Annotated in this window: 19 protein-coding genes; 14 read left to right on the top strand and 5 right to left on the bottom strand. The window is 71.7% G+C overall.

All coding sequences use genetic code 11. From position 1 onward, the window contains the following. Positions 1 to 3 precede the first annotated feature (3 nt). The gene (locus E6R60_RS30150) at positions 4 to 789 is read right to left on the bottom strand and encodes a transcriptional regulator (RefSeq protein WP_136329867.1); all 786 of its coding nucleotides are present in this window, start codon (positions 787 to 789) and stop codon (positions 4 to 6) included. Continuing rightward, positions 786 to 1,208, bottom strand: coding sequence for a hypothetical protein (locus E6R60_RS30155; protein WP_136329868.1), 423 nt, complete (start codon positions 1,206 to 1,208; stop codon positions 786 to 788). Before E6R60_RS30155 ends, E6R60_RS30150 begins: the two co-directional genes overlap by 4 nt. Positions 1,209 to 1,441: 233 nt before the next feature. On the opposite strand from E6R60_RS30155, the gene hutU reads away from it, so the two are divergent. From hutU to hutI, 4 genes are read left to right on the top strand one after another with little or no spacing between them, the layout of a single operon-like run. Beyond that, the gene (hutU, locus tag E6R60_RS30160) at positions 1,442 to 3,136 is read left to right on the top strand and encodes a urocanate hydratase (protein ID WP_136329869.1); all 1,695 of its coding nucleotides are present in this window, start codon (positions 1,442 to 1,444) and stop codon (positions 3,134 to 3,136) included. 17 nt (positions 3,137 to 3,153) lie between these two features. Further along, complete coding sequence (locus E6R60_RS30165) at positions 3,154 to 4,368, top strand: allantoate amidohydrolase (protein ID WP_136329912.1); 1,215 nt, start codon at positions 3,154 to 3,156, stop codon at positions 4,366 to 4,368. Further along, positions 4,365 to 5,744 (top strand): formimidoylglutamate deiminase, encoded by a 1,380-nt coding sequence (locus E6R60_RS30170; RefSeq protein ID WP_206309552.1) that lies wholly within the window; start codon positions 4,365 to 4,367, stop codon positions 5,742 to 5,744. Before E6R60_RS30165 ends, E6R60_RS30170 begins: the two co-directional genes overlap by 4 nt. A 53-nt stretch (positions 5,745 to 5,797) precedes the next feature. Next, positions 5,798 to 6,985 (top strand): imidazolonepropionase, encoded by a 1,188-nt coding sequence (gene hutI / locus E6R60_RS30175; RefSeq protein ID WP_136329871.1) that lies wholly within the window; start codon positions 5,798 to 5,800, stop codon positions 6,983 to 6,985. 236 nt (positions 6,986 to 7,221) lie between these two features. On the opposite strand, the gene E6R60_RS30180 is transcribed toward hutI, so the two are convergent. Then, positions 7,222 to 8,205: an RNA polymerase sigma factor SigF gene (locus E6R60_RS30180; RefSeq protein WP_136329913.1), complete on the bottom strand. Its 984-nt coding sequence runs from the start codon at positions 8,203 to 8,205 to the stop codon at positions 7,222 to 7,224. A 281-nt stretch (positions 8,206 to 8,486) separates the two neighbouring features. Here E6R60_RS30180 and E6R60_RS30185 point away from each other — a divergent pair, with 281 nt between their 5' ends. The 6 genes from E6R60_RS30185 (at position 8,487) to E6R60_RS30210 (ending at position 14,181) form a co-directional block, all read left to right on the top strand. Continuing rightward, positions 8,487 to 8,855, top strand: coding sequence for an STAS domain-containing protein (locus E6R60_RS30185; protein ID WP_136329872.1), 369 nt, complete (start codon positions 8,487 to 8,489; stop codon positions 8,853 to 8,855). A 220-nt stretch (positions 8,856 to 9,075) separates the two neighbouring features. After that, a complete protein-coding gene (locus E6R60_RS30190) occupies positions 9,076 to 9,624 on the top strand; it encodes an ATP-binding protein (protein ID WP_136329873.1) in 549 nt (182 codons plus the stop codon). A gap of 193 nt (positions 9,625 to 9,817) precedes the next feature. After that, positions 9,818 to 10,483 (top strand): peptidase, encoded by a 666-nt coding sequence (locus E6R60_RS30195; protein WP_136329874.1) that lies wholly within the window; start codon positions 9,818 to 9,820, stop codon positions 10,481 to 10,483. Between the two features lie 145 nt (positions 10,484 to 10,628). Next, positions 10,629 to 11,705, top strand: a complete 1,077-nt coding sequence (locus E6R60_RS30200; RefSeq protein WP_240802734.1) for a hypothetical protein — start codon at positions 10,629 to 10,631, stop codon at positions 11,703 to 11,705. 59 nt (positions 11,706 to 11,764) lie between these two features. Beyond that, on the top strand, positions 11,765 to 12,817 hold the full coding sequence (locus tag E6R60_RS30205) for a hypothetical protein (RefSeq protein ID WP_136329915.1): 1,053 nt from the start codon (positions 11,765 to 11,767) through the stop codon (positions 12,815 to 12,817). Positions 12,818 to 12,852: 35 nt separating this feature from the next. Further along, entirely contained in the window at positions 12,853 to 14,181 is a 1,329-nt protein-coding gene (locus tag E6R60_RS30210) for a hypothetical protein (protein ID WP_136329916.1), read from the top strand. A 122-nt stretch (positions 14,182 to 14,303) separates the two neighbouring features. Here the strand turns inward: E6R60_RS30210 and E6R60_RS30215 are convergent, their stop codons facing one another. Continuing rightward, entirely contained in the window at positions 14,304 to 15,800 is a 1,497-nt protein-coding gene (locus E6R60_RS30215) for an oligopeptide:H+ symporter (RefSeq protein ID WP_136329875.1), read from the bottom strand. A gap of 423 nt (positions 15,801 to 16,223) precedes the next feature. On the opposite strand from E6R60_RS30215, the gene E6R60_RS30220 reads away from it, so the two are divergent. Both E6R60_RS30220 and E6R60_RS30225 read left to right on the top strand, forming a co-directional pair. Then, a complete protein-coding gene (locus tag E6R60_RS30220; protein WP_136329876.1) occupies positions 16,224 to 16,901 on the top strand; it encodes a response regulator transcription factor in 678 nt (225 codons plus the stop codon). Positions 16,902 to 16,916: 15 nt separating this feature from the next. Continuing rightward, the gene (locus E6R60_RS30225) at positions 16,917 to 18,182 is read left to right on the top strand and encodes an ATP-binding protein (protein ID WP_136329877.1); all 1,266 of its coding nucleotides are present in this window, start codon (positions 16,917 to 16,919) and stop codon (positions 18,180 to 18,182) included. Positions 18,183 to 18,186: 4 nt separating this feature from the next. Here E6R60_RS30225 and E6R60_RS30230 read toward each other — a convergent pair whose 3' ends face one another. Next, positions 18,187 to 18,798 carry a GtrA family protein gene (locus E6R60_RS30230; RefSeq protein ID WP_136329878.1) on the bottom strand — a complete coding sequence of 204 codons (612 nt, stop codon included), beginning with the start codon at positions 18,796 to 18,798 and terminating at the stop codon, positions 18,187 to 18,189. A gap of 219 nt (positions 18,799 to 19,017) precedes the next feature. On the opposite strand from E6R60_RS30230, the gene E6R60_RS30235 reads away from it, so the two are divergent. After that, on the top strand, positions 19,018 to 20,157 hold the full coding sequence (locus E6R60_RS30235) for a 5-(carboxyamino)imidazole ribonucleotide synthase (RefSeq protein WP_206309553.1): 1,140 nt from the start codon (positions 19,018 to 19,020) through the stop codon (positions 20,155 to 20,157). Further along, positions 20,154 to 20,690, top strand: coding sequence for a 5-(carboxyamino)imidazole ribonucleotide mutase (gene purE / locus E6R60_RS30240; protein WP_136329879.1), 537 nt, complete (start codon positions 20,154 to 20,156; stop codon positions 20,688 to 20,690). The genes E6R60_RS30235 and purE overlap by 4 nt, the downstream gene beginning before the upstream one ends. Positions 20,691 to 20,693: the final 3 nt, after the last annotated feature.

Raw genomic sequence — 20,693 nt, forward strand, 5'->3', positions numbered from 1 at the left:
GTATCACAGGGCCTCCAATGCGTCTCGGAGCCGACGCAGCAGGGCGACGTCGGGGTCGGCCGTGACCTCGGGGAGCGTGATCCGGCCGGCGGTGGGCGGGCCCGCCGTCTCCCGTACCGCCGCGACCAGTCCGGCCGCTGCCAGCCGGCGCAGGTCGACCAGGGTGTGGAAGGCCGATCTGCCCAGTTCCTGCGCGATGTCCGTCGCCGTACGCGCTCCGTCCACGCGTTCCAGTACGCGGCGCTGGCGGGGCGGCACGGGGGAGTCGGCCGGCCGGCCGGTCCGTACGAGGGGGGCGCTGTCGGTCACGGCCTCCGGCCAGATCCGGTCCAGCAGTTCCCGGCGCCGGAGCGTCTCGCGCTGCACGGCGTCCACGGGGACGGGGCGGACGGGGCCGATCCAGTGGGCGACCCCGTAACGGAAACGGGCCGGGGTCCGCGTCGGAGCGAGGGCGAAGAACGCCGCGTCGTACAGCGCCCCGAGGTGGCACAGTTCGAGTGCGCCGCCCGGCACCCGGCCGCTGTCCACGAGGTAGCGGCCCACCCGCTGTCCGGCACCGGCCTGGGCGACCGCGTCCCACCAGCCCTCGCGGTGCAGCGAGCCGCCCCGGGTGAGCAGGACGTCGATGCCGGGGGTGGCGGGGCTCTCGGCGTGCACGACCTTGCCGTCGGCCAGGTAGAGGGTGCCGCGGTCGCGCATCAGGGCGCCGGTGGCCCGTTCGGCGGCGAGGCGCTGGAGCATGGGCGAGAGGACGGCGGCCGGGGTGGGGGCGGCGGTGGCGGCGCTCATGCCAGGACCAGTCGCTCGGCCATCTCGCCCAGCCGTATCCGGGCCAGGGCCAGATTGCCCTCCGTGCGGTCCAGCCACAGGTGGAGGAAGACGCTGCTGTCGAAGTCCGTCTCGACGAAACGGAGGATGTGGTAGTCGGCGCGGGTGGTGACGATGACGTCCTCGACGGGTGGCGGTGTCCCCGTAACCGCCTTATTGTCCCTGTCGGTTGACGCCTCGGGTAAGCCGGTCGCGAAGGCGGGCTGTTCGGCCGCCATCCGCGCCACCTCCGCGGTCTCCGCGGCGGTGGCCTCGTGGTCGCCGTGCGGCGAGTCACCGATGGTGCCGAGAGCGAGACCGCTCGTCCAGTCGACCACGGCGGCGCCTCGGGCACCGGGCAGTCTCATGACGTCGAGCAGGCACTCGTCGATTCCGGGCACGCGAACTCCCCTCCGACGCTGCGTGCGGCTGTGACCCCGAGGTTACGCAACGTGCTCGCTCCAGGTGGAGGTTCTGGCATTTTCCATCGGTACATGCCGACGGTTCGGGAGAATGCCCCGCCCCGGGCCGGGACGGCCGGCCTGACGGGGCCGTCCGTCCCGCCCTGTTGACTGGAGCTATTCAGCCACTCAAGATGTGAATAGAAAATTCACAGTCGCGAGGAGGCACCGCCATGTCAGGACCCCGCCCCGTACGGGCACCGCGCGGTACGGAACTGAGTGCCCTGGGATGGCAGCAGGAAGCCGCTCTGCGCATGCTGCAGAACAACCTGGACCCCGAGGTCGCCGAGCACCCCGACAAGCTCGTCGTCTACGGCGGCACGGGCAAGGCCGCCCGCGACTGGCGCTCGTTCGACGCGATGGTCCGCACCTTGCAGACGCTCAAGCAGGACGAGACGATGCTCGTCCAGTCGGGGCGGCCGGTCGGTGTCATGCAGACGCACGAGTGGGCGCCGCGGGTCCTGATCGCCAACTCCAACCTGGTCGGCGACTGGGCGAACTGGGAGGAGTTCCGCCGCCTGGAGGCGCTCGGGCTCACCATGTACGGCCAGATGACCGCCGGATCGTGGATCTACATCGGTACGCAGGGCATCCTGCAGGGCACGTACGAGACGTTCGCCGCCGTCGCCGCGAAGAAGTTCGGCGGGACGCTGGCCGGGACGATCACGCTGACCGCCGGGCTCGGCGGCATGGGCGGCGCGCAGCCGCTCGCGGTGACGATGAACGACGGTGTCGCGATCTGCATCGACTGCGACCCGCGCGCCATCGAGCGGCGCATCGAGCACCGCTTCCTGGACGTGAAGGCGGACAGCCTGGAGCACGCCCTCCAGCTGGCCACCGAGGCGAGGGACGCGCGCAAGCCGCTCTCCATCGGCCTTCTCGGCAACGCGGCGGAGCTGCTGCCCCGGATGCTCGCCGAGGGCGCCCCCATCGACATCGTCACGGACCAGACCAGCGCGCACGACCCGCTGGCCTACCTCCCGCTCGGCGTCGAATTCGACGACATGGCCTCGTACGCCACCGAGAAGCCCGCCGACTTCACCCAGCGCGCCCGGGAGTCGATGGCCCGTCACGTCGAGGCGATGGTGGGCTTCATGGACGCCGGTGCGGAGGTCTTCGACTACGGCAACTCGATCCGCGGCGAGGCGCAACTCGCCGGTTACGAGAGGGCCTTCGACTTCCCCGGCTTCGTGCCCGCCTACATCCGGCCGCTGTTCTGCGAGGGCAGGGGCCCGTTCCGCTGGGCCGCGCTGTCCGGTGAGGCGTCCGACATCCACAAGACCGACAAGGCGATGCTGGAGCTCTTCCCGGAGAACGAGTCCCTGCACCGCTGGATCAAGATGGCCGGCGAGCGCGTCCACTTCCAGGGCCTGCCCGCCCGTATCTGCTGGCTCGGCTACGGCGAACGCGACCGGGCCGGAGAGCGGTTCAACGACATGGTGGCGAGCGGCGAACTCGCGGCGCCGCTGGCGATCGGCCGCGACCACCTCGACTGCGGCTCCGTCGCCTCCCCGTACCGGGAGACCGAGGCCATGCTCGACGGATCCGACGCGATCGCCGACTGGCCGCTGCTGAACGCCATGGTCAACGTGGCGTCCGGGGCGTCCTGGGTCTCCATCCACCACGGCGGCGGCGTCGGCATGGGCCGCTCCCTCCACGCGGGCCAGGTGACGGTCGCCGACGGCACGAAGCTCGCGGGGGAGAAGATCCGCCGCGTCCTGACCAACGACCCGGGCATGGGCGTCATCCGGCATGTGGACGCCGGATACGACATCGCGGAGTCGGTCGCCGCGGAGCGCGGGGTCAGGGTGCCCATGCGTGAGGGTGGCACGGACGACGCGTCCGGCACGGGCGGGACCGCCGCGTGAGCCCCACCTTCCATGCGATGTGGGCCTCGCTGCGGAACATCGGCCGCAACGCCGAGTCCGGCGGTTACCGGCGCTACGCGTGGACCGGGGCCGACGCCGACTGCCGCCTCTGGTTCCGGATGCAGGCCGAGGCCCGCGGCCTCGACTGCGAGACCGACCGCAACGGCAACCAGTGGGCCTGGCTCGGTGATCCCCTGGCCGGGGACGCCGTCGTCACCGGCTCGCACCTCGACTCCGTACCGGACGGCGGCGCCTTCGACGGGCCGCTCGGTGTCGTGTCCTCCTTCGCCGCGCTCGATGAACTCCGCCGCAGGGGAGTGGAGTTCACCCGGCCACTGGCCATCGCCAACTTCGGTGACGAGGAAGGGGCCCGCTTCGGTCTCGCCTGTGTCGGCTCCCGGCTCGCCGCCGGACAGCTGACCGTCGAGGCCGCGCACCGGCTGCGCGACGGTGACGGCATCACGCTGCCGCACGCCATGGAAGCGGCCGGGTACGACCCCGACGCCATCGGCCCGGATCCGGCACGGCTCGCCCGTATCGGCGCGTTCGTCGAACTCCATGTCGAGCAGGGACGATCCCTCGACCTCACCGGCGACCCGGTCGGCATCGCCTCCGCGATCTGGCCGCACGGACGCTGGCGGTTCGACTTCCGGGGCGAGGCCAACCACGCGGGCACCACCCGGCTCGCCGACCGCCGCGACCCGATGCTCACGTACGCGGAGACGGTGCTCGCGGCCCGCCGGGAGGCGGAACTCGCCGGCGCCCTCGCCACCTTCGGCAAGATCGCCGTCGAGCCGAACGGCGTCAACGCCATCCCCTCCCTCGTGCGCGGCTGGCTCGACTCCCGCGCCGCCGACCAGGACACCCTGGGCACGGTCGTCGCCGGCATCGAGCGGGCGGCCCGGGAGCACGCCGGGCGGGCCGGGATCGACCTGGACGTCGTACGGGAGTCCTTCACCCCCGTGGTGGAGTTCCAGCACGCCCTGCGTGACGAGCTGGGCGTGATCCTCAAGGGCTCCGCCACGCGGGACACCGGGCGCGACGTGCCCGTACTCGGCACCGGGGCCGGACACGATGCGGGTATTTTGTCCGCTTCGGTCCCCACCGCCATGCTGTTCGTACGGAACCCCACCGGGATCTCGCACTCGCCGGCCGAGTACGCCGCCGAGGACGACTGTGTGGCCGGGGTGATCGCACTCGCCGACGTACTGGAAGGTCTCGCGTGCCGATGACGACGGAAGTGACGGGCAAGCCCGTCACCGTGACGTACTGGCTGTCCCATGCCTGGCTCGGCACCCATGTCGAACCGGACGTCGTCCTGGAGGTGGCCGGCGGGCGCATCGCCGGGGTGCGGACCGGCGTCGACGCCCCGCCGCCCGGCGCGACCGCGCTGCGGGGGCTCACCCTGCCCGGGCTCGCCAACACCCATTCGCACGCCTTCCACCGCGCTCTGCGCTCCACCGTCCAGGTCGGCTCCGGCACGTTCTGGACCTGGCGCGAGATCATGTACCAGGTCGCCTCCCGGCTCACCCCCGACACGTACTACGCCCTGGCCCGGGCCGTGTACGCCGAGATGGCGCTGGCCGGCATCACCGCGGTCGGCGAATTCCACTATCTGCACCACGGGCCCGGCGGTGTCCCGTACGACAACCCCAACGCGATGGGCGAGGCCCTGATCGCGGCCGCCCGCGAGGCCGGCATCCGGATCACCCTGCTGGACACCGCCTACCTCGCCGCCGGGTTCGGCGGCAGGCCCTCGCAGTACCAGCGGCCCGACCAGCACCAGCTGCGCTTCTCCGACACGACCGCCGACGCCTGGGCGGAGCGCGCCGCCCTGCTGAAGGGCGACGAGCACGCCCTGATCGGCGCCGCGATCCACTCCGTACGTGCGGTCCCCGCCGACCAGCTCGCCACCGTCGCCCAGTGGGCCCAGGAGCGGCGCGCCCCGCTCCACGTCCACCTCTCGGAGCAGACCGCGGAGAACGACGCCTGCCTCGCCGCCCACGGCCGCACCCCCACCCGGCTCCTCGCCGACCACGGGGTCCTCGGCCCGGGCACCACCGGCATCCACAACACCCACCTCAACGCCGAGGACATCGAGCTCATCGGCTCGACCTCCACCGGCACCTGCATGTGCCCCACCACCGAACGCGACCTGGCCGACGGCATCGGCCCCGCGGTCGCCCTCCAGCGCGCCGGATCGCCGCTCTCCCTCGGCAGCGACAGCCACGCGGTGATCGACCTGTTCGAAGAGGCCCGCGCGATGGAGCTCAACGAACGCCTGCGCACCCGGACCCGCGGTCACTGGACGGCCGCCGCACTGCTGCGCGCCGCCTCCGCCGACGGCCACGCCGCACTCGGCAGGCCGGAGGCGGGCACCCTCGAACCGGGCGCTCCCGCAGACCTGGTGACCGTCGCCCTCGACTCCGTCAGGACGGCGGGGCCGGTGCCACGCCTGGCAGCCGAAGCGGCGGTATTCGCCGCCTCCGCGGCCGATGTGCGCCACACCGTGGTCGCGGGCCGGCACCTCGTCGTCGACGGACATCACGCGTCGGTCGACGACGTCCCCGGAGCGCTCGCCCAGGCCATCGCGGCCCTGCACCACTGAGCACCCAGGCGGTGGCTCCACGACCGCCCCCACGCAAGGAGAGCAGCCCCCCGATGACGACGACCGCCCTGACCCACATCTCCGCACTGGTCACCAACGACCCCTCCCTCGGTGACGGTTCCCCCCTCGGACTGATCCAGGACGCGGCCGTCGTCATCGAGGGCGACCGGGTCGTCTGGACCGGTGAATCAAGCAAAGCACCCGCCACTGACAAGGCCGTCGACGCCGCCGGGCGGGCCGTGATCCCCGGTTTCGTCGACTCCCACTCCCACCTCGTCTTCGCGGGCGACCGCACCCAGGAGTTCCACGCCCGGATGTCCGGCCGCGCCTACAGCGCGGGCGGCATCAGGACCACCGTCGCCGCCACCCGCGCCGCCACCGACGACGAGCTCTCCGCCAACGTCGCCCGCTACCTGGCCGAGGCACTGCGCCAGGGCACCACGACGTTCGAGACCAAGTCCGGTTACGGCCTCACGGTCCAGGACGAGGCCCGTGCCCTGCGCATCGCCGCCCGCCACACCGACGAAGTCACCTTCCTCGGCGCCCACATCGTCTCCCCGGACTACGCGGACGACCCGGCCGGATACGTCGACCTCGTCACCGGCCCGATGCTCGACGCCTGCGCCCCGCACGCCCGCTGGATCGACGTCTTCTGCGAGAAGGGCGCGTTCGACGGCGACCAGGCCCGCGCGATCCTCACCGCGGGCCGGGCCAAGGGCCTCCACCCCCGGATCCACGCCAACCAGCTCGGGCACGGCCCCGGCGTCCAGCTCGCCGTCGAGCTCGACGCCGCGTCCGCCGACCACTGCACCCACCTCACCGACGCCGACGTCGACGCCCTGGCCCAGTCGGAGACCGTCGCCACGCTGCTCCCCGGCGCCGAGTTCTCCACCCGGGCGCCCTGGCCCGACGCCCGGCGCCTCCTCGACGCGGGGGCCACGGTCGCCCTGTCCACGGACTGCAACCCGGGCTCCTCGTTCACCTCGTCCGTGCCGTTCTGCATCGCCCTCGCCGTCCGCGACATGGGCATGACCCCCGACGAGGCCCTCTGGTCCGCGACGGCGGGCGGCGCGGCCGCACTGCGCCGCGCGGACGTCGGCCGGATCACCCCCGGCGCCCGCGCCGACCTGGTGGTCCTCGACGCCCCCAGCCACGTCCACCTCGCCTACCGGCCGGGCGTACCCCTGGTCCACGAGGTCTGGCGGCGCGGCGAGCGGGTCGTGGCATCGCACCCGGGCTGATCGGCGACCGGAAACGCCGAAGGAACGCGTCGGGCACCGAAACCCGGAAGGGACCCGAAACCCGGAAGGGACCCGAAACGCGGAAGGGACCCGAAACGCGGAAGGCAGCGAAAACGCGGAAGGGACCGGGACACGGAAGGCACGGGAGCGGGGAGCCCCGGAACGCGGAAGGACCTGCCCCTCGGCGGGGCAGGTCCTTGATCCGGCGGTCCCGCACGCGGGGCGCGGGTGCTCGCTCACTCCTCCAGGGTCAGTCCCTTGCGGAGCTTGACCAGGGTGCGGGAGAGCAGCCGCGACACGTGCATTTGTGAGATGCCGAGCTCGTCACCGATCTCCGACTGCGTCATGTTGGCGACGAACCGGAGCGAGAGGATCATCCGGTCGCGGCCCGGCAGGGAGGCGATCAGCGGCTTCAGCGACTCGACGTACTCGATGCCTTCGAGGCCGTGGTCCTCGTAGCCGAGCCGGTCGGCCAGCGTGCCCTCGTTGTCGTCCTCCTCGGGCTTGGCGTCCAGCGAGCTCGCGGTGTACGCGTTGCTCGCGGCCATGCCCTCGACGACCTCGTCATGGGTGATGCCGAGGCGGTCGGCGAGCTCGCCCACGGTGGGCGATCGGTCCAGCTGCTGGGCGAGCTCGTCGCCCGCCTTGGCCAGGTCGAGCCGCAGTTCCTGCAGGCGGCGCGGTACGCGCACGGACCAGCTGGTGTCGCGGAAGAAGCGCTTGATCTCGCCGATGATGGTCGGCATCGCGAAGGTCGGGAACTCGACGCCCCGGCTGAGTTCGAACCGGTCGATCGACTTGATCAGGCCGATGGTGCCGACCTGGACGATGTCCTCCATGGGTTCGCTGCGCGAGCGGAACCGGGAGGCGGCGAACTTGACCAGGGCCAGGTTCAGTTCGACGAGCGTGTTGCGTACGTAGGAGTACTCGGGCGTGCCCTCTTCGAGGGCCTCCAGCCGGGCGAAGAGCGTCTTCGACAGGGCCCTGGCATCCAGTGCCCCCACCTCGGCGTAGGGCGGGATCTCGGGAAGTCCTTCGAGACCGGTCACGTCTTCCGCGCTGCGGCTGCCTTCGGTACTGCTGGTGTCACTGCCACTGCTGGTGGTGCTGTTGCGCGTGCCGTCCAGGACGGCCGCAGCAGGGGAGTCTGATTCGGTCAGTCCCTGAGGACATGCCGACGTCGCGTTGTGGGTACGCGATTCGTCGAGCCGGGGTGACATGGTCTCCTCCATCGTTCTCGGCATATGGCTGCCGATGCCCATACGTGTTCCTGCGGTGAAGCGGCGCCTCCAAAGCCGGCCGTGGTTCGGGTGTCCCCCTACCCTTACCCGGTCCTTGCGGGTCGTTACAAGCTGCAAATGGGGCCATATGTCCGGTTTGTTGAGGTCTTCGGCTACCGCGTGGCGTAGGAAACGCGTACTGTTTCACCGACGTCAGCGACAGCTGCGACTCATCTGCATGCACTTCGATGCAGACAGTGACGAGGCGAAGAGGGGCGGGCATGGACCGCGGGACGGTCGGCAGCGCGAACCGGGGGCGACTTCAGGTCGATACCCGGACCGAGGGCCGCAGTGAGATTGTGACGCCGGCGGGTGAGCTCGATCACCACACGGCTGAGCTGCTGCGTGCACCCTTGGAGCACGCGGTCGAGCAAGGGCGCGTGCGCCTGGTGGTCGACTGCTCGCGCCTCGAATTCTGTGACTCCACCGGGCTCAACGTGCTGCTCGGTGCCCGCCTCAAGGCCGAGGCTGCCGGGGGAGGGGTTCATTTGGCCGGAATGCTGCCCGTGGTGGCGCGGGTCTTCGAGATCACCGGAGCCGAGGCGGTCTTCACCGTCCACGACTCCCTCGAAGAGGCCCTGGCCACTTGATCGTGGCGTGTGGCGAGGCCCGGGCGCCTCTCCCGTCGCCCCCGTCACGCTTTCCGCGTAGGCGAAGTGGGTGTTGTCACCACAAGACCGGGCAGGAGACACCCCGGCGGGCCGTGGAAGATCTGCACGCTTCGTGTTCGTGCGGTACCTGTAGGGGTGTCCGCGTCAGTATTCGTATCTGTTCAATGGCGACATGGTGAATCGGTGAGGTGAAGCGCTGATGAGCACCACCCGGCAGCATCCACCGGGCGACCTCGGCCGCGAGCCGGAGGACGCAGGCGTGGGTGCACGCGCCGACGCGGGCACGCGCGCTGACGCGCGCCCCGGCGTTCCCTCCGCCGCGCCCGTCGAGCCCGCGGAGTGGCAGTGGCGCACCCTGTCGCTGCGGCAGGTCAGCGGCATCGTGCCGACGGCACGTGATTTCGCCCGGCAGGCGCTCCACGACTGGGGCTGGCTGCCCGCCTCGAGCGCCGACCGCCGGGCCGCCGCCGAAGACGTCCTGCTGGTCGTCTCCGAGCTGGTCACCAACGCGTGTCTGCACGCGGAGGGCCCCGACGAGTTCCGCATCGCCCGCACGCCGAAGGCGCTGCGGGTCGAGGTCGCCGACGGTGGCGAGGGACAGCCCGCGCCCCGCACGCCGCACCGGGCGGGGCGGCCCGGCGGTCACGGCATGTTCATCGTGCAGCGGCTCTGCCTGGACTGGGGAGTCGCACGGGTGCCGGGCGAACCCGGCAAGACCGTCTGGGCGGAGCTGGCCGCCCCCGCGTAACCCCCTCCGCAGGTTTCCCCTGCTCGTCCCCCCGGGCTCGTCAGCCCCTCCAAGAGCGCGCCGGATCGGCGCGCTCTTTGTCTTCCCTCCACAAGGCCCCGGGCGTACCTTGAGCGCCCAATCTGATGTGTCGTCAGTTATGCGGGCCGCGCGGAGCGGCGCACGACGACTCCCGGCATGAGGGGAACTCGAGGTGTCGTACCAGAAGCGAACAGCTCTCGCGCTGGCGTCCGGGCTGGCGGGCGCGGCGGTGCTGCTGGCCGCGCCCGCCGCCCACGCGACGGTCGTCGACGTCAACTACCAGTGCAAGACCCCGATCGGCGACAAGGCCGCTGTCTCGCCGATCGACATCAGGAGCGTCAGGAGCGGCAGCGGCTACAAGCTCACCATGTCCTTCCAGAAGGGCGTCTCCTCCAGCCCGGTCGAGCTGGGGAAGGGGGCGATGAACCCCAGCGCGGTGATCAAGGTGGGCGGCGCCGACCCGGGGCAGGTCCAGGTCTCGGGCCCCGCCAACGCGGCTGCCATCCCCGCCAACAGCCCCATCAAGATCAGCGACCTCTCGGGGACGTACACCCCGAAGAAGAGCGGCAAGGTCGACTTCACCGCCGGAGTGCTCACCATCAAGGCGCTCGGTACGACGACGACCTGCACCCCGGCGAACAGCCCGGGCCCCTCGCTCTCCCTCGACGTCACCGCCGCGGGGGGCGGGGCGACCACACCGGACGGCGACGACTCACTGCCCAGGACGGGCCCGCTGGACTCGGCCGTGGCGCTCGGCACCCTCGGCGGCACGGTGCTGCTGACCGGCGCGGCCGGAGTCCTGTGGCTGACCAGGCGCGGGCCGCGGGCCACGGGCTGACCGCCGCACGAACCGCCGCCCGTCGCGGGCAGCGGGCCACGGGGCCGGCCACCCGCCCGAACGGCCCGCCGCCGACGACGCCGGCAGCGGGCCGCGGGCCGCCCCGCGCAACCGCACGCCGCCGTCCTGCACCAGGGAGCCGCCCATGCCGCCGTTCACCGGTCCCGCCACCCGCCCCGCCCAGGCGCCCGACGTCCGACCGCCGTCCTCCCCGGCCCCCGCCGCCGGACCGCCGTCCGCCGCCCGGCGCCTCGCCCGGGCCCTGCCGCTGCTCGCCGCCCTGGGGTGCGCCCTCGCCACGGCGCCGGCGGCCGGTGCCACCGGGCACCCGGCCGGCCCGGTATGGGCGGCGCAGCCCGCGGCGGGCGCCACCGGGCAGCCCGAAGGCAGACCGGCCTTCTACCTGGAGGGCCTTCCTGGCAGCGTCCTGGAGGACCGGCTCTCGGTCGTCAACCCGGGACCGGAACCGGTCACCGTACGGCTGCGCGGCGCCGACGCGTACCCCCCGGGCAGCGGCGGCTTCGCCGTGCGCGGTGCGCACGGCTCCACCGGGACCGGGTCCTGGCTGCGGACGGCGAAGGACGAGGTGACGGTGCCCGGCCGGACCAGGGCCGACGTGCCGGTCTCCTTCACCGTCCCCGAGGACGCGCTGCCCGGCGACCACCCGGGCGCGATCGTCGCCGAGAGCGGAGGCCGCTCGGTGGGCGTACGGGTCCGACTGCGGGTCGGCGGGCCCACGCTGGCCGCCCTCACGGTGGAGGACGTCACGGTGAGCGGCGGGACCCTCCACTACACGCTGGTCAACCGGGGCAACGCGGTCCTCGTGCCCCGCCTGTCCGTCAGCGTGGACGGGGCGTTCGGCCCCCTGCTGCGCCGCGCCGCCCGCCCCCTTCCGGTGGAACTGCTGCCCGGTCAGCGGGTCCGGCGCACCGAGCCGTGGGGCGACACCCCCGCCCTCGACTCCGTCACCGTACGGCTCCGCGTCACGGCGGCGGGTGGGGCGCACGCCGAGGCGACCGCCTCGGCGGCTTTCGTGCCCTGGGCGCCGGTGACCGGCGGCGCGCTGCTCCTCCTGGCCGGCGTCGCCGCCGGTGTGCACGGCCTCCGGCGCCGGCGGGCGACGCGGCGGGGCCCACGCGCCGACGACGGGGCCGGCCAGGCTCCGGAACCCGAACAGCACTCCGACGAGAGGCACGTGGTGAAGGCGGGAGCGGAATCGTGACGGGACGGACCGGACCGGCGGCATTCCGGAGCGAGCGCCGCGGGCGGGCGGCCACCCTGATGGCCGTACTGCTGGCCGCGATACTGCCGGCCCTGCTGCTCACCGCGACCGGGGCCGGGGCCGCAGGGCGTACCGCGGCAGAACCGGAACCGGTGGTCACGCTCTCGCAGAAGGAGGCGGGCAAGGGCGGCGAGGTCACCGTCAGGGGCAAGGAGTGGCACCCCGGCACCCTGCTCATGATGCTGATCTGCGGGCAGTCCACCCCCGCGCGCGGCGTGATCGGCGGCACCAACTCCTGCGCCAACGCGCAAGGCCGCGCCGTCACCACCGACGACAAGGGCGCTTTCACCAGGAAGATGCCCGTCACCGAGCCGCCCGTGCCGTGCCCGTGCGTCGTCCATGTCGCCACGGTGACCGGGGAACAGGTCCTCGCCGACGCGGTGATCGTGGTCGCAGGCCACCCCGTCGCCGCGCTGCCGAGGGAGACCGGTGACGGGAGGCTCGCCGTTCTCGCGGCCACCCGGCTGGAAGGTGACAGCGGGCTGCTGACGTGGTTCGGAGCGCCGCCGTCCCGCCGGCTCGTGTTCACCGTCGGCAACCTCGGCTCCGCACCGGTCAAGGACCCGGTCTTCCGGGTCGGCACCGCGCACGGCGTCTACGCCGCGCAGTGGGAGGAGCGGCAGTGGCGCGGGACCGTCGAGCCCGGCCGCAAGGCCCGTATCGAACTGCCCGTGGAGCTGACGGCCGGCGCGCACGGCGACTACCAGATCTCACTGAAGTACGGCACGAAGGTGCTGGCCGAGCAGCCGTGGGGGGTCGGCCGCCCCTGGGGCGTGACGCTCTTCTGGATCCTGCTGTGCCTCGTCGTGCCCGCGGCCGTCTTCCGTATCGGCATGGCGATCGTCGACAGGGCCCGTCCGCGGCCCGGCCGCGCCGGGGGCCGCCGGCGTCCGTCCCCGCGCGCCGGAGTGACCGCGAGGTTCCCGAAACCGCGGAGCGCCCCGTCCGCGGGTAAGGCGCCGTCCCCCGGCACCACTGCGGCGGCGCTGCCGTGGTTCACCCCTGACTCCGCACCGTCAGAGCACAGACCGACGACGAAGGGACATTCGTGAGTACGCAACGCAGGACGGTCGCGGCGGGAGTCGCGATGATGATCGGCGGGGCGGGCATGCTGCTGGCCGCCAGCCCGGCCCAGGCCGCCGACATCTCGTACAAGACGGAGTGCATCCCCCCGGCCATCTCCGGACTGCCCCCCGTCCAGGGCACCACCGAGGTGCGGCTGACCGCGCCCGCGCAGGCCAAGGTGGGGGACACCGTCGAGGTCGTGTGGAAGACGGTCCGGGCCGCCTCCAGCAACCCCGACGTCCTCGACCTCGACAAGGACACCGTCAAGCCGACCGGCACGATCAAGCTGGCCGGCGCCGCCACCGGAGACCTGAAGATGGAGGGGCCGCGTCAGAACCCGGCGATCCCCAAGAACAGTCCCATGCTCCTGCCCGACATGAAGGGCTCGCTGAAGCTGGAGAAGGCGGGCGAGCTGACGCTGACGCCCGACGGGTACAACATCAACGTCTCCAAGCCCCTCTCCACCGACACCAAGTGCTCCCCGAAGGAGACGGTCCAGCCGGGCGCGACGATCAAGGTCACGGACGGCGGCGGAGGCACCAGCGGGGGCACGACGGCGGGTGGCACGACCTCCGGGGGCACGACGGCGGGCGGCACGACCTCCGGCGGTACGACGGCGGGCGGCACCACCAGCGGTGGCACGACGACCACGGGAGGGGGCACGACGTCCGGCGGCACGACCGGCGGCAGCGGCGGGGCCACCGACTTCCCGGGCAGGGAAGTCGTCGTGAACTTCGCCTGCAAGGCGCCGGGCCCGCAGGAGGGGATCGCCTCCAAGGTGACGATCAATGCCGAGAAGAAGGGCGGGAGCTACGCGCTGACGGTCAAGACCGCCAAGGGTGTGATGGACAGCCCGGCTCCGCTGCCCGCCGGTGCGCTCAAGCCGTCCATGAACATCGTCATCGGCGGCGCCGACAAGGGTTCTGTGACCGTCAGGGGGCCGGGGAACCCCGAGCCCCTGGAGACGGGCAAGCCGGTCAGCCTGCCCGACATGACCGGCACGTACAAGCCGGGCGCCTCCGGCAAGTCCAGCCTCACCCCCGGCGCGCTCACGATCGACGTCATGCTGGGCGGCTCGAAGATCAACATCCCGTGCACGGTCAAGGGCGCCCCCGAGGCGTCGCTCGTGCTCGACACCGCGGCGCAGGAGGGCGGCGCCTCCGGCGGCGGATCCACGGCCTCCGGCGGAGCGGCGGCGGGCGGCACGGCGTCCGGCGGCGGTCTCGCGGCCACCGGGGCCGAGGACAACGGCGCCCTGCGCGCACTCGGCCTGGTCGCCGGCACGGCGATCCTGCTGGGCGGCGCCGTGTTCACGTTCACCCCGTGGCGCCGGCTGCGCTCGGGCCGGTGAGCTGAACCGGATCCCGTACGCGTACGAAGGCCCGGCCCGGACGCAGACGGATGGCACGGCACACGAAAGGGCCGCCGCACCGTGGAAACGGTGCGGCGGCCCCTACGCGTGGAACCGGACGGTCAGCTCGCGTCGCTCATGTGCTGCGTGACCTTCCTGCGGTACATCCAGATGCCGATACCGGCGATGACCGCGAGGACCGCCTCGAAGGCGACGGCCCCCGTGGTGTCCAGGTTGACCCCGACCGGCGTGGACGTGAGCAGACCCGTCAGCGAGTCGCCCGCGGTGACCGCGAGGAACCAGACACCCATCATCTGGGAGCTGTACTTCGCCGGCGCCATCTTCGTGGTGACCGACAGGCCGACCGGGGAGAGGCAGAGCTCGGCGACCGTCTGGATGAAGTAGATCGCCACCAGCCACATGGGGCTGACCCGGCCGCCGTTGGCCGCGGTGTCGATCAGCGGGATCATGAAGACGACGAAGGAGATGCCGATCAGCACGAGGCTGGAGGCGAACTTGACGGCGGTGCTCGGCTCCTTGCCGCGCTTGTTCAGCCACAGCCAGCCCGAGGCGACCACCGGGGCGATCGCCATGATGAAGATCGGGTTCAGCGACTGGTACCAGGACGTCGGGAAGTCGAAGCCGAGCAGGCTGTTCGTCGTCGAGTGCTCACCGAAGATCGACAGGGTCGAGCCGTTCTGGTCGTAGATCATCCAGAAGACGGCGGCGACCACGAAGAACCAGATGTAGCCCGACAGCTTGGACTGCTCCGTGTGCGTCAGTTCCTTGTCGCGCTTCATGCGCACCAGGACCGCGATCGGGATGACCAGACCGGCGATGCTGAGCGGCACCGTGGCCCAGTCGGCGAAGTTGCCGGTGATGGCGAGCAGGCCGTAGAGGACCGCCGCGACGATCAGCCAGATGAGGCCCTTGCGCAGGACGGAGCGCTTCTCCTGCTCCGTCGCCGGAGTGGAGACGACATCGCTCTCCGGGCTCAGGTGGCGGGTGCCGAGCAGGAACTGGGCGAGACCCAGGGCCATGCCGACCGCGGCGAGCGCGAAGCCGAAGTGCCAGTTGACGTTCTCGCCGATGCTGCCGATGGTCAGCGGGGCGAGGAAGGCGCCGAGGTTGATGCCGATGTAGAAGAGCGTGAAGCCACCGTCACGGCGCGGATCCTCCGGGCCCTTGTAGAGGTGCCCGACCATCGTGGAGATGTTCGCCTTCAGCAGCCCGGAGCCGAGCGCGACGAGGGCGAGTCCCAGGAAGAAGGAGGCCGAGTTGGGCACGGCGAGGGTGATGTGGCCGAGGATGACGACACCGCCACCGATGGCGACCGTCCTGCGCGGCCCCCAGAAGCGGTCGGCCACCCAGCCGCCGGGCATGGCGAGCAGGTAGACCATCGCCATGTAGACGGAGTAGATGGCCGTGGCCGTGGTGGCATTCATGTGCATGCCGCCGGGCGCGATCAGGTACAGCGGGAGCAGTGCCTTCATGCCGTAGAAGCTGTAGCGCTCCCACATCTCGGTCATGAAGAGCGTCGCCAGGCCGCGGGGGTGGCCGAAGAAGGTCTTCTCGCCGACCGCGGTGCTCGCGGGGTCCTTCGTCAGGCTGGACGCCATGATCGATCCTTGCTTGCTCGGGACGCGTCGCCTCGTGAGCCGTACGCGCCCGGTGGGGGGAGGCCGGCACCGGCACGGGAACGCCACCGTGCCGGGATCCACGCCCGGAGCGCCTTCATCGGCGTACCGGGCCCGGCCCACAGGTCATTCACTGAAATGAATCCGGACTGGCGGGTACCAGCCCTGCACAGGAAGAAGGACCTTCGGCGCTCATAGCTGCTCAAAGGTCCTTCAGTAGTGCAACAGGCGTTGAAACACCATACGACACGACAGAGCGGCATATGGAAGGACTTGAGACATGGATCACAGGTCCGGGCGCAACCACACTCCCATATTCGAAGGTCTGACAAGGAACGGGTCGCAGACCCGCAGGGCTTCCGGATCACCTCACTCGTTGTCGTCCGCGCGGACTACCATCACTCCATGACCCGTGTACTGCTCGCCGAGGACGACGCATCCATCTCGGAGCCGCTGGCCCGCGCCCTGCGTCGGGAGGGCTACGAGGTCGAGGTCCGCGAAGACGGCCCGACCGCCCTCGACGCCGGCCTCCAGGGCGGTATCGATCTGGTCGTGCTCGACCTGGGCCTGCCCGGGATGGACGGCCTCGAAGTCGCCCGCAGGCTCCGCGCCGAGGGCCACACCGTGCCGGTCCTGGTGCTCACCGCCCGCGCCGACGAGGTCGACACGGTCGTCGGCCTCGACGCCGGCGCCGACGACTACGTCACCAAGCCCTTCCGGCTCGCCGAGCTCCTGGCCCGGGTCCGGGCCCTGCTGCGCCGCGGCTCCACCGAGCCCGCCCCGCAGCCCGCCACCCACGGCGTCAGGATCGACGTCGAGTCACACCGTGCCTGGATGGGTGACGAGGAACTCCAGCTCACCGCCAAGGAGTTCGACCTCCTGCGGGTCCTCGTCCGGGACGCGGGCCGGGTCGTCACGCGCGACCAGCTGATGCGCGAGGTCTGGGACACCACCTGGTGGTCGTCCACCAAGACCCTCGACATGCACATCTCCTGGCTCCGCAAGAAGCTCGGGGACGACGCCGCCAATCCCCGCTACATCGCCACCGTCCGGGGCGTCGGCTTCCGCTTCGAGAAGAGCTGACGTACAGAAGCAGTCATGCGCCGACGCCTGATCAACTCCACCCTCGCCGTGGTGCTCGTGGTGATCGCCGTCTTCGGCGTCTCCCTCGTCATCGTCGAGACCCGCACCATCAGCAACAGCGCCCAGGAGAGCGTCGACTCCGAGGCGCTGCGGCTGATCAGCGTGATCGAGAGCCGGCTCCTGGGCGCCGAACGGATCAACCCCGGCGTGCTGGCCGAGCAGATCGACGACAAGCGCTACGCACTGATCAAGATGCCCGGCCGCGCCCCCATCGAGGTGGGCGACCGCCCCAGCGGCAGCGTGATCAGCGCCACGGAGGAGGGCGAACACGGTGAGAAGGTCACCGTCGAGGAGTCCCGCTCCTCCGTCACCCGCGAAGTCGGCCGCACCCTGATGATCATCGGCGCGGTGGCGCTGCTGGCCATCGTCTCCGCCGTGCTCCTGGCCGTACGCCAGGCCAACAAACTGGCCTCGCCGCTCACCGACCTCGCCGAGACCGCGGAACGCCTGGGGTCGGGCGACCCGCGCCCGCGCCACAAGCGGTACGGGGTGCCGGAGCTCGACCGGGTCGCCGACGTCCTGGACTCCTCGGCGGAACGCATCGCCCGGATGCTCACCGCGGAGCGCCGGCTCGCCGCCGACGCCTCCCACCAGCTCCGCACGCCGCTCACCGCGCTCTCCATGCGGATCGAGGAGATCTCCGTCACGGACGACCCCGAGACCGTGAAGGAGGAGGCGAACATCGCCCTCACCCAGGTCGAGCGGCTCACGGACGTCGTCCAGCGGCTGCTGACCAACGCCCGGGACCCGCGGACCGGCTCCGCCGTCGTCTTCGACCTCGACGAGATCATCAAGCAGCAGATCGAGGAATGGCGCCCGGCCTACCGCAGCGAGGGGCGGGCCGTCGTCTGCTCCGGCAAGCACGGGCTGCGCGCCGTGGGCACACCGGGCGCGGTCGCCCAGGTGCTCGCCGCCCTGATCGAGAACGCCCTCATGCACGGCGGCGGGACGGTCGCGCTGCGTACCCGCGTCACCGGAAACCAGGCGGTCATCGAGGTGACGGACGAGGGTCCGGGCGTCCCCGCCGACCTGGGCGCACGGATCTTCGAGCGGACCATCAGCGGCCGCAACTCCACGGGCATCGGCCTCGCGGTGGCCCGCGACCTCGCGGAAGCGGACGGCGGCCGTCTCGAACTGCTCCAGCAGCAGCCCCCGGTCTTCGCGCTGTTCCTCAGCCAGGTGGCCCTGGACCGGGGGGAGCCGGAACGCCCGGTGAGGTGAGCCGTTACCGCCGCGCCGGGTCCGCCTCGGCGCGTACGGCGGCGGCCTGGGCAGGAGCGGGTACCGGGACGGCGCGCCCCTGCGCGACGCCCTCCGTGGTCACGACGCCTTTGTCGGGCAGCGCCTCCCCGTCGGCCGGCGGAACGTCGGCCGACGCCTCTCCGGCGGGCAGCGTCTCCCCGTCGGGCAGCGCCCGGAAGACCCATGTGCGGTAGGACCAGAAGCGGAACAGCGTCGCGATGCCGATTCCGACGATCTTGAAGACGTTGCTCTGGACCGGCGTGTCCCAGCCGAATCCGTACGTCGCCGCGTACAGCACACCCGTCTCGATGACCGCACCGACCACGCTGAACAGCAGGAACAGCGTCAGCTCCCGGGTCCGGCCGGTCTTGTCGCGGTCCCGGTACGTCCAGTAGCGGAAGCCGACGTAGTTGCAGAGGATCGCGACGAGAGTGGCCAGCAGACCCGCTCGCACCGTCGGGATGTCCGTGTAGCGCCACAGCAGGTTGGAAACGGCGATATTGACGACCAGGCCGACCGCGCCGACCACGCCGAACTTGGCCACCTCCCGGGCCAGCAGATCCAGCCGGACCCGCAATGCGCCCCGTTCGCTCATGGTGATCGCTCAGCCCGTCTGTCGGTCCTGCTTCGAGTTCGGGTTCGGTCCCGTCAACCCAGCCATGCTAACCAGGCGGCCCGTCGGCTGCCCGTGAGTACGCGGACGGGCGCGGGGGGCCGTGACACACCCGTGGCCCGCCCGGGACCCCCGGACCGGCCACGGGGCGCCGACGGGGCATCGTCCGACGGTCCCGCGGGGTGCGGATACCCTGGAGGAGTGACGTTCCCGGTAGTCGGCATGGTCGGTGGCGGTCAGCTCGCCCGTATGACCCACGAGGCGGGCATCCCCCTCGGCATCAAGTTCAAGCTCCTCAGTGACACCGCTCAGGACTCGGCGGCCCAGGTGGTGAGCGAAGTCGTCGTCGGCGACTATCGCGACCTGGACACGCTGCGCGCCTTCGCGCGCGGCTGTGACGTGATCACGTTCGATCACGAGCACGTGCCCACCGAGCATCTGCGGGCCCTGGAGGCGGACGGCATCCCCGTGCGCCCCGGCCCCGACGCGCTGGTGCACGCCCAGGACAAGGGGGTGATGCGCGCGAAGCTCACCGAGATCGGCGCGCCCTGCCCCCGCCACCGCATCGTGGAGGACCCGGCCGACGCCGCGGCCTTCGCCGAGGAGGTGGGCGGCTTCCCGGTCATCCTCAAGACCGTGCGCGGCGGCTACGACGGCAAGGGCGTGTGGGTGGTCCGCTCCGAGGCGGACGCGGCCGACCCCTTCCGGGCGGGTGTCCCCGTCCTCGCCGAGGAGAAGGTCGACTTCGCACGGGAGCTGGCGGCCAACATCGTCCGCTCGCCGCACGGCCAGGCCGTCGCCTACCCGGTCGTGGAGTCCGTCCAGGTCGACGGCGTCTGCGACACGGTCATCGCCCCGGCCCCCGGCCTGAGCGAGGACCTCGCCGGACAGGCCCAGCAGCTCGCCCTCCGCATCGCCGCCGAACTCGGCGTCGTCGGCCACCTCGCCGTCGAACTGTTCGAGACCCGCGACGGGCAGATCCTCGTCAACGAACTGGCGATGCGCCCGCACAACTCCGGGCACTGGACGCAGGACGGCGCGATCACCTCGCAGTTCGCCAACCACGTCCGGGCCGTCCTGGACCTCCCGCTCGGCGATCCCCGCCCGCGCGCCCCCTGGACGGTCATGTCCAACGTGCTGGGCGGCGACTTCCCGGACATGTACCAGGCCTACCTGCACTGCATGGCCCGCGACCCGCAGCTCAAGATCCACATGTACGGCAAGGACGTGAAGCCCGGCCGGAAGGTCGGCCACGTCAACACCTACGGCGACGACCTGGCGGACGTGCGGGAGCGCGCCCGGCACGCGGCCGACTACCTGCGAGGAACGATCACCGAATGACCGCACAAGGCTCCGCCCCCGTCGTCGGCATCGTCATGGGCTCGGACTCCGACTGGCCCGTCATGGAAGCCGCGGCGAAGGCGCTGGACGAGTTCGAGATCCCGTACGAGGTCGACGTCGTCTCGGCCCACCGCATGCCGCGCGAAATGATCGCGTACGGCGAGAACGCCGCGGGCCGGGGCCTCCGGGCGATCATCGCCGGTGCGGGCGGCGCCGCCCACCTGCCCGGCATGCTGGCCTCCGTCACCCCGCTGCCCGTCATCGGTGTGCCGGTCCCGCTGAAGTACCTGGACGGCATGGACAGCCTCATGTCCATCGTGCAGATGCCCGCCGGCATCCCCGTCGCCACCGTCTCCATCGCCGGCGCGCGCAACGCGGGCCTGCTGGCCGTCCGCATGCTCGCCGCCCACGACGCCGAGCTGCGGAACCGCATGACGGAGTTCCTCTCCGACCTGAACGACCAGGCCACCGAGAAGGGCAAGCGCCTGCGCAGCAAGGCCGGCAACCCCGACACCTTCGGCTTCGGGAAGTAGGAA

This window comes from Streptomyces sp. A0642 (assembly GCF_004795105.1).
In the GTDB taxonomy this organism is placed as follows: domain Bacteria; phylum Actinomycetota; class Actinomycetes; order Streptomycetales; family Streptomycetaceae; genus Streptomyces.

What these genes read in the sequence shown, in the direction of transcription:
- E6R60_RS30150 (WP_136329867.1), bottom strand. Translation starts at nt 789, where the DNA reads ATGAGCGCCGCCACCGCCGCCCCCACCCCGGCCGCCGTCCTCTCGCCC.
- hutU (WP_136329869.1), top strand. Translation starts at nt 1,442, where the DNA reads ATGTCAGGACCCCGCCCCGTACGGGCACCGCGCGGTACGGAACTGAGT.
- E6R60_RS30165 (WP_136329912.1), top strand. Translation starts at nt 3,154, where the DNA reads ATGTGGGCCTCGCTGCGGAACATCGGCCGCAACGCCGAGTCCGGCGGT.
- E6R60_RS30170 (WP_206309552.1), top strand. Translation starts at nt 4,365, where the DNA reads ATGACGACGGAAGTGACGGGCAAGCCCGTCACCGTGACGTACTGGCTG.
- hutI (WP_136329871.1), top strand. Translation starts at nt 5,798, where the DNA reads ATGACGACGACCGCCCTGACCCACATCTCCGCACTGGTCACCAACGAC.
- E6R60_RS30180 (WP_136329913.1), bottom strand. Translation starts at nt 8,205, where the DNA reads ATGTCACCCCGGCTCGACGAATCGCGTACCCACAACGCGACGTCGGCA.
- E6R60_RS30185 (WP_136329872.1), top strand. Translation starts at nt 8,487, where the DNA reads ATGGACCGCGGGACGGTCGGCAGCGCGAACCGGGGGCGACTTCAGGTC.
- E6R60_RS30190 (WP_136329873.1), top strand. Translation starts at nt 9,076, where the DNA reads ATGAGCACCACCCGGCAGCATCCACCGGGCGACCTCGGCCGCGAGCCG.
- E6R60_RS30200 (WP_240802734.1), top strand. Translation starts at nt 10,629, where the DNA reads ATGCCGCCGTTCACCGGTCCCGCCACCCGCCCCGCCCAGGCGCCCGAC.
- E6R60_RS30205 (WP_136329915.1), top strand. Translation starts at nt 11,765, where the DNA reads ATGGCCGTACTGCTGGCCGCGATACTGCCGGCCCTGCTGCTCACCGCG.
- E6R60_RS30210 (WP_136329916.1), top strand. Translation starts at nt 12,853, where the DNA reads ATGATGATCGGCGGGGCGGGCATGCTGCTGGCCGCCAGCCCGGCCCAG.
- E6R60_RS30215 (WP_136329875.1), bottom strand. Translation starts at nt 15,800, where the DNA reads ATGGCGTCCAGCCTGACGAAGGACCCCGCGAGCACCGCGGTCGGCGAG.
- E6R60_RS30220 (WP_136329876.1), top strand. Translation starts at nt 16,224, where the DNA reads ATGACCCGTGTACTGCTCGCCGAGGACGACGCATCCATCTCGGAGCCG.
- E6R60_RS30225 (WP_136329877.1), top strand. Translation starts at nt 16,917, where the DNA reads ATGCGCCGACGCCTGATCAACTCCACCCTCGCCGTGGTGCTCGTGGTG.
- E6R60_RS30230 (WP_136329878.1), bottom strand. Translation starts at nt 18,798, where the DNA reads ATGAGCGAACGGGGCGCATTGCGGGTCCGGCTGGATCTGCTGGCCCGG.
- purE (WP_136329879.1), top strand. Translation starts at nt 20,154, where the DNA reads ATGACCGCACAAGGCTCCGCCCCCGTCGTCGGCATCGTCATGGGCTCG.